The 11,650-nt window shown below is 60.0% G+C and carries 5 protein-coding genes; 4 read left to right on the plus strand and 1 reads right to left on the minus strand.

Features of this window, described 5'->3' with window-relative positions:
- Positions 1-225 precede the first annotated feature (225 nt).
- From AC07Y0_RS25055 to AC07Y0_RS25065, 3 genes are all read left to right on the plus strand, one after another.
- The gene (locus tag AC07Y0_RS25055) at positions 226-633 is read left to right on the plus strand and encodes a hypothetical protein (RefSeq protein ID WP_498680476.1); all 408 of its coding nucleotides are present in this window, start codon (positions 226-228) and stop codon (positions 631-633) included.
- 771 nt (positions 634-1,404) lie between these two features.
- Entirely contained in the window at positions 1,405-3,738 is a 2,334-nt protein-coding gene (locus tag AC07Y0_RS25060; protein WP_498680477.1) for a methyl-accepting chemotaxis protein, read from the plus strand.
- Between the two features lie 234 nt (positions 3,739-3,972).
- Entirely contained in the window at positions 3,973-7,320 is a 3,348-nt protein-coding gene (locus AC07Y0_RS25065) for an EAL domain-containing protein (protein ID WP_498680478.1), read from the plus strand.
- A gap of 606 nt (positions 7,321-7,926) precedes the next feature.
- On the opposite strand, the gene AC07Y0_RS25070 is transcribed toward AC07Y0_RS25065, so the two are convergent.
- Positions 7,927-8,661 (minus strand): cyclic nucleotide-binding domain-containing protein, encoded by a 735-nt coding sequence (locus tag AC07Y0_RS25070; protein WP_498680479.1) that lies wholly within the window; start codon positions 8,659-8,661, stop codon positions 7,927-7,929.
- A 234-nt stretch (positions 8,662-8,895) separates the two neighbouring features.
- On the opposite strand from AC07Y0_RS25070, the gene AC07Y0_RS25075 reads away from it, so the two are divergent.
- Entirely contained in the window at positions 8,896-11,640 is a 2,745-nt protein-coding gene (locus AC07Y0_RS25075) for a nitrate/nitrite transporter (protein ID WP_498680480.1), read from the plus strand.
- Positions 11,641-11,650 lie beyond the last annotated feature (10 nt).

The raw sequence follows: 11,650 nt of genomic DNA on the forward strand, positions 1-11,650 counted from the left end.
CAACGGAGCAGGTAAAATCATGGCCCGCCGATAGCCGATCCAGTGCCTTCGTTCTTTGCGTTGGAGCAAACAGCGCTGCTGTGCGTGATGCCGACGAGACCTTGGAGGTGTGTGACGGGAGGTTCGCCGATCCCCGATCGACTGGAGGAAAAGGCACATTCTGTTTGCTCCGACACAAAGTAGCTTACACTTTTCCATAGTATTCATCGAGGCAGGAGGTGAACCATGTTCGACAACTCTACTCTAAATGCCGCTTTTGGCTCGATTGTCTCCCGTTGGAAGCGATACCAGGATGGCGCGCAGACTCGACATGAGTTGTCGCGTCTGCGCGCCGAGGAGATCGACGCGATTGCCGCTAGCTGCGAGCTTTCCGCCAAGCACTTCATTGAAGTCATGAGCCGCGGCCCAGATGCGGCCGACGAGCTCGCAGCGGTCATGAGGGCACTCGGTATGGAATTTCCGCCGTCTCAGTCCGGAGAGCAAAGTATGTTGAATCGGATGAAGGTGGCCTGCGCAGATTGCCGCCAGAAGTCGACTTGTCGCGGCAGCATTAGAAACGGCGCAATTGCCCAGGACTACGAAGCGTTCTGCAATAATGCCGACGCGATCAACGTATTGAAATCAGGTCTTTAAGATCTTCCCTTGAGTGTCGAAAATAGTCGGACTGCTGTCAATTGGGCGCCGTGGGGGCTTGTCCAATCAAGCCGACAGGTTCTCAATCCTATTGGCGCGGACGAAGGTTTCCAGAATAGCGCAGATCATATTAGCGGCCGGAACACTGCCGGAAAGACTGAACTGACGAATGGCGTGTGCGACATGCGGTCCCGATTGCCGAATTCGGCCCCATCTTCGGCTACTGGATTTCGCCGATCCGCAGCCAGAAAGATGCGTTACTGCTAGCGACCTAGTGTTTCTGCCCCGTGAGGCAAATGTTTCAGCAAAATATTGGGTCTGAAAAGGAGGCATGTGCCCAAAAAAAATGCATATTGAATATTCTCGTTAAGTCTCATTTAACCATGGATATGTAGGGTGTCTTTATAGAATAGTTCAGTTTTGCTCCTCCGACTTCCGTCGGTTGTACATGATTTGGCTTACTTAATTCTGCTTTGGCGGCATGACATCGCCATGCCGTATGCGGGGAGGCGCATGTGGAAAAACTGCCCAAGCATGTCAATTTTTGCGAATGCCAATATCTGGCGGCCTTTGCGTTCTCCGACCTATCGGAAGCTGCAACGGGATCATCCTACGACAGATACGGAATCGTTTCGACTGGCGCCCCGCCGGCCGCTGTGGCCGCGTAGTTCCTCGCGGGCCTCTGCACGCCAGAGCATGGCGGCGCACCTATTCGATAACCCCGCCGAAAATCTCTTCATCTACAGATCCTGAATACTGGGAGGTATTCCTATGAGTATTATTCTAAACCCGCGCCGACCATCGGGCACGCAGTTTCAAGACAACGGCCGCCGCAATTCTCGAAGAACTTCGCGGGGCATTCGCACGACGCTACTTCTGGTCGTCGCCGCATTCATTCTCGGCCTGCTCGGCTTCGCTCTTGTCAGCATGAGCACAGCGCTGAACAGCATGCGCACGGCCCAGACGATGCGTGCCAATAACAGTGTGGGAAGCCTCTTCCTCGAGAGTGCAGGAGCGCTCGCGGCGGAGCGGGGCTTGACCAACGCTGCCTTGGCTGCGCCGGCAAAGGCGGATCCTCAGGTGCTGGCGGATATCCAGAGATTACGCGAGCGCAGCCAAACTGCACTCGACGCAGCATTGGACGAAGTCCGCTCGGCCTCCGATTTCCCAGCAAAGGAAGCCCTCATCGCCAAGGTGACGGGGGATCACCAAGGCCTTCAGTCGCTGCGCCTAGCAGTCGATGCACAGCTTGCATCGGAATCATCGGCGCGAGATGCGTCCGTTTCGGCCAAATGGGTGCCGACGGTCACGGCATTGATCATGAGCTCGCAGGAATTGCGCACCTCAGCTCAGGTCGTGCCGTCATCAGCGTTGGCCCGTACACTGATCATGCTGGATCTGAGGCAGGCCATGTGGGTGATCAGCGAATACGCAGGACGCGAGCGGGCAATGATTGGCGGCATGATTGCACGCGACGCCAAGTTCGATTCCGGGACGCTGTCGACGCTATCCGAATATCACGGCCGGGTGGAACAGGCATGGGCGCAGATTAAGGCCTATGAGAAGCGCGAGTTTGCCAATCCGTTGGTTCTAGCGGCAATCCGTGGAGCAGAGGCTAGTTATTTCGGCAGTTTCGAAGAGGTACGGGAACGGGTCTATGCCGCCGGTACCGGTCATGAGATCTATCCCCTCAGCGCGGATCAATGGTTTGCCGCGGCCACGAAGGGCATCGACAGTCTATTGCATCTCTCCGACGCGATCGGCGAAGCCACTGCGAACTACACCCATCTGATCGAGAATGACGGTCGAGACAGCGTCATGATCAGTGCCGCCGTGCTCGTGCTGACGCTTGTTCTGGGCGGATTCGCTTTCTGGGTTGTTGCATATAGGGTGGCAAACCCGATCCAATCCCTGACGGCGACGATGTCGCGCCTGGCCGACGGTGATCTGGAGGTGTCCATTCCCTCGGTGGAACGTGGAGACGAGGTCGGGCAGATGGCCCGCGCCGTCGAGGTGTTCCGCGACGCCGCGATAAACAATCGACGGCTGGAGGCCGAAGCCCTGGACAGTCGCGAACTGAACGAACAGGAGCGGCGTGAAAGGGAAGCTCAAAGGGCAGCCGAGGCGCAGAAGCTGAAGGAAGCAACGGACGCGCTTGCTACGGCTCTGGGCGAGTTGGCGAAAGGTAATGTCGGTTATCGTATCAATACGCTATTCGCCGATGACCTCGACAGGCTTCGCCTCGACTTCAATGAGTCCGCGGCCAAGCTGGAAGATGCATTGCGATCAGTTGGCGACAATGCCTCGGCCATTTATGCCGGTTCAGAACAGATCCGTGCCGCGGCGGACGATTTGGCCAGACGCACGGAAATGCAGGCCGCCTCGGTCGAGGAAACAGCGGCCGCTATCGAACAGATCACGACCGCTGTCCGCGACACCAGCCGCAGGGCAGGAGAGGCTGGCATGCTCGTGTCTCGCACCCGTGAGCAGGCGGAGCGCTCTGGCGTCATAGTCGAACAAGCTGTGGCCGCTATGGGTGCCATCGAGGCTTCATCGCACGCGATCACCAACATCATCGCGGTCATCGACAATATTGCCTTCCAGACAAACCTTCTGGCCCTTAACGCCGGGGTCGAAGCGGCTCGCGCCGGCGATGCGGGCAAGGGATTTGCAGTGGTTGCGCAGGAGGTGCGGGAACTGGCCCAGCGCTCTGCAAATGCCGCACAGGAAATCAAGGCCCTGATCACGAGCTCTGCCGGGCAGGTGCAGTCGGGGGTCTCGCTTGTCGGCGAGACCGGCAACGCCCTGCGGTTGATCGTGAGCGAGGTGCAGGAGGTGAACCGACATGTGGTGGCCATCGTCGAGGCGGCTCGTGAACAGTCTGTCGGCCTAGGCGAGATCAACGAGGCAGTTAACCAAATGGACCAGAGCGCCCAGCAGAACGCGGCTATGGTCGAGCAGTCGTCCGCCGCCAGTCACAGCCTCGCCCTGGAAGCAGGAGCCCTCAACAGCCTGCTAGCCCGGTTCCACTTCGGACAAGGGTCCACAGTGACACGGCCTGCCGCAGCACAAGTGCCCAACGCAAGATCGGCTTTGGCCGCCTGACGGCTCGTTTGGCGGGAGTGCCGAGGACAAGAATCGTTTGGGGGCGGCCATCACGTTGCCGCTCCCATCCGACTATTGCCTCATCGCTCATCAAAAAAGATGAACTGATGTGGATGCCTCCTTCGTCCGGCGGCGGCGGCATGACGCCTGCCTTCCTCCGTGGCGGTGCTCACGTGAGCGCTAGCATCACATCAAGTCTGCAGCACGAATCTCTGCCCGTTGAAGGAAAGTACAGTGAACGTCCAAAGTGCTTCTACGATTCATGGGACATCCGGCGTCTTGCCGACGCGGGAACGCCGTATATCGCTGACCATCCGTGTCCTGCTCCTCTCGATCGTGGCGATTTTTGTGGTCAGCTTGCTCTTCGCGGCTTCCGCCAATCTGCTCTCGGCATGGGGCACCATGCGCAGTGCGCACATCATGCATCGCAATGCCGAAGTTGGTGGTCTCTTTCTGACCGGCGCCAAGTTGCTCGCTATTGAGCGTGGCATTACTAACACCGCACTCGCGGCCCCCGCCGCCGCCGATTCGGAAAAGGTTGCGCGGATTGCCGAACTGCGCCAGCGCGGCGACGCGGCACTCGTTTTGGCATTGGAAAGGGTGCGCGACGTAACTGATTTCACCGGCAAAGATGCCCTGATCGCCACTGTGCACCAGAACCGAGACGCTCTCATTTCCCTCCGGCGCGACGTCGACTTGCAGCTTTCGCTTTCCGGCTCGGCGCGGGATGGTGCTCTTGTGGACCGGTGGGTGCCGACTGTCACGGCGCTCATCATGTCGTTGCAAAACCTGCACGTCACCGCCCAGGAAGTGCCACCGACAGCACTCGTCCACACCCAGATCATGCTTGATCTGCGCCAGATGCTGTGGGTCGTTAGCGAATATGCCGGCCGCGAACGGGCGATGCTCGGAAGCATGATCGTCCGCCAGGATCGCATCGACGACGAAACCCTCGCCACGCTCACCGAATATCGCGGCCGGCTCGAACAGTCGTGGGTGTCGGTTGAGGTCTATGCCGGCCGCGCCTTCGCCAATTCAGCGGTGCTTCGCGCCATTGAGGTGGCGAAGGCAGAGTTTTTCGGCAACTTCAGTACACTGCGAGAGAATGTCTACAAGGCCAGCGCCGAGGGGCGCCCCTATCCCCTTGATGGCGATGAGTGGGTGGCGGCGGCAACCCATGCCATAGACAGTCTCCTTGCCCTTTCCGACGCGACGGGTTTGGCGACCAGCAACGATGCCAGCCAGGCCGCCGCGAGCGGCTTCACGAATCTGGTGGCGAGCTCTGTCCTGCTGGTTGTCGCCGCGGCGCTTGGTGCTTTGGCCTTCTTCATCGTCGTCACAAAGATAACTCGCCCGATCCATGCAATGACTGGTTTGCTGGAAGCCTACAAGACCGCGCTCGACCAGCATGCGATCGTGGCAATCACCGACCGCCGGGGTCGGATCACTCACGTCAACGAACCCTTCTGTCACATCAGCCGCTACGGGCGGGATGAGCTAATTGGCCGCTACCACAACATCGTCAATTCTGGCCATCATCCGCCGGAGTTCTTCACGGCCATGTGGCGCGTTATCGCCGACGGCAGGATCTGGCGCGGCGAGATCTGCAATCGCGCCAAGGATGGTACGCTGTACTGGGTCGATACAACCATCGTCCCCTATTTTAACGAAGCTGGTCGCATGGACGGCTATGTCTCCATCCGCTACGACATCACCAAACGCAAGCTGGCCGAAGCGCACCTGAGCGCGGAGAACGCACGCCGCGAACACGTAGAGACTCTGCTCCGCGACATCATCGAAACCATTCCAGACGGCGTCGCTGCCTTCGACCGAGAGGAGCGTCTGATCCTCAGCAACAGGGCCTATCGAGAACTCCACGACACGATCGCGCAGGATATTGTTCCGGGCGCTCGGTTCGAGGACCTGATGAGACTAGCCTTGGAGCGTGGGCAGTTCGTGCTTTCGAACGATATGGAGGAGGGCATCGCCAGCTATCTTGCTGCCCGCCTCGCCAAATTCCGTCGGCCCGCCGGCCCGTTAGTCCAGCACCTGCGCGACGACCGCTGGCTGCAGGTGCGTGAGCGGCGTTCGGAGTCCGGCAACACGGTGGGAGTGCGCACCGACATCACCGAGCTGAAGCGGGCGGAACTCACCATCAAGGAACAGGCAGAGCGCGATTCGCTTACTGGTCTCTACAATCGCTCGGTGCTTACGGACAGCCTGCAGCGCGCCTGCGCCCGCGCCCGCCGCGGTGGTTACATGGGCGCGCTGGTGGTTGCCGACCTGGACAAGTTCAAGTCGATAAACGATACGCTCGGCCACGACGCCGGAGATGCCCTACTCAGGGCGGTGGCCGCCCGGTTCAGCATGGCGCTGCGCGTAGGCGACATAATCATCCGCCTCGGCGGAGATGAATTCGCCATCATCCTGCCGAGGATCGCCAGTCACGCGGCGCTCGAGCGGCTTATGAGCCGGGTGCGCAAGACCGTTTCGGGGCCCGTATCCATCGGATCGCACAGCATTATTCCCAATTGCAGTTTTGGTGTCAGCCTGTTTCCCGATCAGGCCAATACGCCCAATGAACTGATGAAGAACGCCGACATCGCCCTCTATGAGGCGAAGGGCACCAACCGTGGCGGCTGGCGCATCTTCGACAAGACCATACGCTCGACCCTGGAGCGGCGCGAAAGGCTGGCCGTCGCGCTGCGGAGCGATCTTTCGGCCGGGCGGCTGGCCATTGCGCTTCAGCCGCAAGTCTCGCTCGCCGACGGCAGGCATGTCGGCTTCGAGGCCCTTGCGCGCTGGAATCTCAACGGCCGGCCGGTTTCGCCTGGGGAGTTCATCCCCGTATCGGAAGAGACTGGTTCGATCGTGCCGCTCGGTACCTTCATGCTGGAAACGGCACTCTCCTCGGTCCAGGCCATGGAGAAGGCGGGCTTCGCCTTTGGCACAATCGGCGTAAACGTGGCGGCCGCACAGTTGAAGCAGGTCGGCTTTGTGCCGCTGGTCGCTGCGATGCTAAAGCGGTTCCGGGTCGCGCCATCCAGCCTTGAACTGGAAATCACCGAGAATGTCCTCCTCGATGGAGCCGTGGATACGATCGCCCCGACACTCAACCAACTTGTCCAGCTCGGCGTCAGGATTGCGCTAGATGATTTTGGCACCGGCTATGCCTCACTCATCCATCTCAAGCGCTTTCCGGTGCACCGGCTGAAGATTGACCGGTCCTTTATCGGCGATATCGAAACCAGCCAGGATAGTGCTGCCATCTCGCGCGCGATCATTGGACTCGCACACAGCCTCGATCTGCAAGTGGTGGCCGAAGGTGTGGAGAACGAGCGCCAACTCTCCTACCTGCACGCCCACGGTTGCGATTACGCGCAGGGCTATCTGTTCGGACGGCCGTTGCAGGGAAGCGAACTAGACGACTATGTCGCGATCCGCGCTAGCTCTGCCGGTCCGGTCCAGCCCAGTGCAAATCTCGCGAGACCCTTTGCCCCTGTCGACCGAGGGCCGCGCGTTAAGCCCGGTATGGATATGCGAGTCGACAGAAGTAGCTGCGTCAATGACTGTTTAGCTTGAAACTCGCTTGGGCGCAGTTCGAGCGGGAAGCGCAGTCTCCTTGTCGTGCGCCTTGAAGTCGCCTGGAAGCGGAAGCACGCAGTAGTTCGGGGCTTTCCACCGAATGCATCGGGCGCCACCAGATGAGCAACCACTGCTTTTCTTTCTGGACCGTCGTCGGCTGGAAGACCAGGAAGGGGAAAGACGTGAGCACGATTTGGCAAGGCGGACGAAGGCTGAGGGCCGTTGACGATCTTTTCGAGAGGTACGGCACTGTTCGGCGGCGAGACTGCACGAGTGCCCGTCCGCAGTTCCGTTCCTTTCTGTTGCGGTTCAATTTTGTTGCGGGCATTTTTCTATGTCCTGGTCGGCTTTAGGCTTCTGCACAGCCGCCGCTTGACGGTCTGGCTGCCCATTGCGATCGCTGCGGCGACTGGTCTGATACTGGCTGCCTTCGGCGTGCATGTTGCAGGCGGCGGCCTCCATAAGATGCGCCCTCTCAGGGCGAGACTGCTGCGGGCAGCCGTCTGGGCGTGCATCGCGGCTGTCTTGTGGCGGGCCGCGGCCGGTATCCGAAACTAACCCTTGCCGTCACCGGACCCGGTGGCGTGGCGGCAACCCACTGGTTCAGCCGTCCACAAGGCTTCTCGATGTCCCAGGAAAATGTGGCTCGCCGTCATCGATCAAGGGCGAGGGCCTGGCATAGTCGGTGAGCTTGCCGGTATCGGCAATGTCGACCTGCAGCCCCTTGATATTCACACCGTAAGCCGACAACGCCGAAAATCCGCGCGACAGGTTTTCCGCGGTCATGCCGAGATAGGCGGCCAGGACCCGCTTTTCGAATGGGATGGTCAGGCATCCTTCTCCACCCTGGCCGCGCTCTTCCCTGAGCAGCCAGTTGGCCAGCCGTTCCGTGCCACTGCGCAGTTTCTGATTCTTCAGTTCCTTCACCGTGCGCCGGTAGGCGCTGGCCAGTTCGAACACCACCGCCTTCATGAAATCGTGATCCTCGCCGAGCAGTTCGCGAATGAGCGTTGCCGGGATCATCAGGATGCGGGCAGGCGTGAGAGTTCTGGCGGATTGAAGACAGACATCGTTGTTAAGGACGGCGGCAAGTATGAACAGATTTACAGGCCCCAGGATTTCAATTACCGTCTCGTCACCAGTTGCAGACGACGACATTTGCACGAGTCCTTCGAGGACGATGTAAAGGAAATCTGCTGGCCTATTCTCCTCGAGGAGTATCGTCCCGGCAGGGAATGATTGCAGGAAGCTGGGGGCTATTGCCCGTTGGAAAGTGTTTTCCTTCACCCCCCTGAAAACGTTCAGGCATTTCAGCTTTTCGATATCTTCGGCGCGCATTGCGTGGATCCTGCCTCGTTGCCGCGGATATCATTCCATGAGACGAAAAATGTCAAATGGACAGTCAACATAAGTAAAAACGAGGCGCGAAATAAGTAAGGATGAAATACTTCCAAAGACAAATGAGGAAAACATCGTAAAACAGCAATGCTGTTGACCCAGATCAATAAAAACAATCCGCGACTGGTCTCTTATTGTTTGCAAATACGTGTAATCCGAACCAGGAGCATGGTTATGCCAAACGCATTGGATGGCAATCCGCAGGGGCAGAAGACAGCTTTAGCGATGAGTACCGTCGCCTTCACCGTCTGTTTCGCCGTATGGACGATCTTCGCAATCATAGGCATCCAGATCCGCCAGGATCTGAGCCTCTCGGAAACCCAGTTCGGCCTGCTGGTCGGCACACCGATCCTCACCGGCTCGCTCATCCGGGTCGTGCTCGGCATCTGGACAGACAGGTACGGGGGTCGGGTGGTTTTCGTTGCCACCATGCTGGCGGCAGCCGTGGCAACCTTCTTCCTGACCTACGCCACGACCTATCCGCAGATGCTGATCGCAGCGCTTGGCGTCGGCATCGCTGGCGGATCGTTTGCTGTCGGCGTGGCCTATGTGTCGCGCTGGTATCCGCCCGAAAAACAGGGCACCGCGCTTGGCATCTTCGGCGCCGGTAATGTCGGTTCGGCCGTCACCAAGTTCCTCGCACCCCTGGTGCTCGTCGCCTTCGGCTGGCACACCGTTGCCCAGGTCTGGGCCGGTGCCCTCGTGGTCATGGCGATCATCTTCTGGTTCACCACCAAGGATGATCCGGTTCTCGTTGAGCGGCGCCGCACCGGCGAAAAGCCGAAGAGCACCTGGATGGAGCTTGAGCCGCTGAAGAATGTCCAGGTCTGGCGCTTCTCGCTCTACTATTTCTTCGTCTTCGGCGCCTTCGTGGCCCTGGCGCTCTGGCTGCCGCAATACCTGATCAAGGTCTATGGCGTGGACATCCGCGCCGCCGGCATGATCGCCGCCTTCTTCTCGGTCCCCGCCAGCCTGTTCCGCGCCTATGGTGGCCATCTCTCCGACGTCTACGGCGCGCGCCGCGTCATGTACTGGACCTTCTTGGTGTCGGTCGTCGCGACCTTCATTCTTTCCTATCCGCCGACCGACTACGTCGTTCAGGGCGTGAACGGCCCGATCGCCTTCCATGCGGAGATGGGTGTGGTCGGGTTCACCGTCACGATCTTCATCCTCGGCTTCTTCATGGCGCTCGGCAAGGCCGCGGTGTTCAAACACATTCCGGTCTACTACCCCGGCAATGTCGGCTCCGTCGGCGGTCTGGTCGGCATGATCGGCGGTCTTGGCGGCTTCATCCTGCCGATCGTCTTCGGACTGTTGCTCGACCTGACCGGCCTGTGGACCAGCTGTTTCATGCTGCTGTTCCTGATCGCGCTCGGCTCGCTCACCTGGATGCATTTCGCCGTTCGTCAGATGGAGCAGGAGGCCGCCGGCGAGAAACTGGGCGAACTTCCGGCTTTCCCGGAACTGCAGGGCATGGAAAAGCGCAGCCGCAAGGCTGTGAAGCAAGGCGCCGCTATCCTCACCGACTGGCGCCCACAAGACCCGGTTTTCTGGGCGGCAAAGGGCCGCAAGATCGCTCGCCGCAATCTCTGGCTCTCGATCCCGGCGCTACTTCTATCCTTCGCCATCTGGCAGGTCTGGTCGGTCGTCGTCGCCAAGCTGCCGCTGGTCGGCTTCACCTTCACCACCGACCAGTTGTTCTGGCTGGCGGCACTGCCGGGCCTGTCGGGCGCGACGCTCAGGATCTTCTACTCCTTTATGGTGCCGGTCTTCGGCGGGCGCCTGTGGACGACGCTCACCACCTGGTCGCTGATCATCCCGGCGCTCGGCATCGGCTATGCGGTGCAGAATCCCGACACGCCCTATGCGATCCTGCTGCTGCTCGCGCTGCTGTGCGGTTTCGGCGGCGGCAACTTTGCCTCCTCGATGTCGAACATCTCCTTCTTCTTCCCGAAGGCGGAGAAGGGCAATGCGCTGGCACTCAATGCCGGTCTCGGCAACCTCGGCGTCAGCGTCGTGCAGTTCGTCGTGCCGCTTGCCATCACCGCCGGCATCTTCGGCAGTCTTGGCGGTGACCCTGCCATGGTCAAGTCCGCGACGGGCGAGGCTCCCCTCTGGCTGCAGAATGCCGGCTTCTTCTTCGTGCCCTTCATCATCCTTGCGGCGCTTGGCAACTGGTTCGGCATGAACGACATCGCCTCGGCCAAGGCGTCCTTTTCGGAGCAGGCCGTTATCTTCCAGCGCAAGCACAACTGGATCATGTGCTGGCTCTACACGGGCACCTTCGGTTCCTTCATCGGCTATTCCGCAGGCTTCCCGCTTTTGACCAAGACGCTGTTCCCGGACGTCAATGTGCTGCAGTTCGCCTTCCTCGGTCCGCTGGTCGGTGCGCTATCACGCTCCGGCACCGGCTGGCTGGCCGACAAGTACGGCGGGGCACGGGTCACTTTCTGGGCGTTTGTCCTGATGATGATCGGCGTCTTCGGCGTGCTTTGGTTCATCGGCATCAAGGAACAGCCGAATGCCTTCTGGGGTTTCTTCGCCTCCTTCCTGCTGCTGTTCTTCGCCACCGGCGTCGGCAATGCCTCCACCTTCCAGATGATCCCGGCGATCATGGGCAAGGAAATGGGGCGGCTGATGCCGCAGGCAACCCCGGAACAACGCCGCCTGCAGGCCGAGAAGGAATCGGCTGCCATCACCGGCTTCACATCGGCGATCGCTGCCTTCGGTGCCTTCTTCATCCCCAAGGGTTACGGCACTTCGATCGCCATGACCGGCGGACCGGACGCGGCACTCTGGGCCTTCCTGATCTTCTACGTCACCTGCCTGGCGATCACCTGGGCCGTCTACACCCGCAAGGGCGGACTGCTCCATGACGTCGAGCGAGGTCGGGCCAGCCCGGCCGCAGCCACAGCCTGAATTCGGAGGA

It is taken from the genome of Allorhizobium sp. GW101-3B10 (assembly GCF_059424725.1).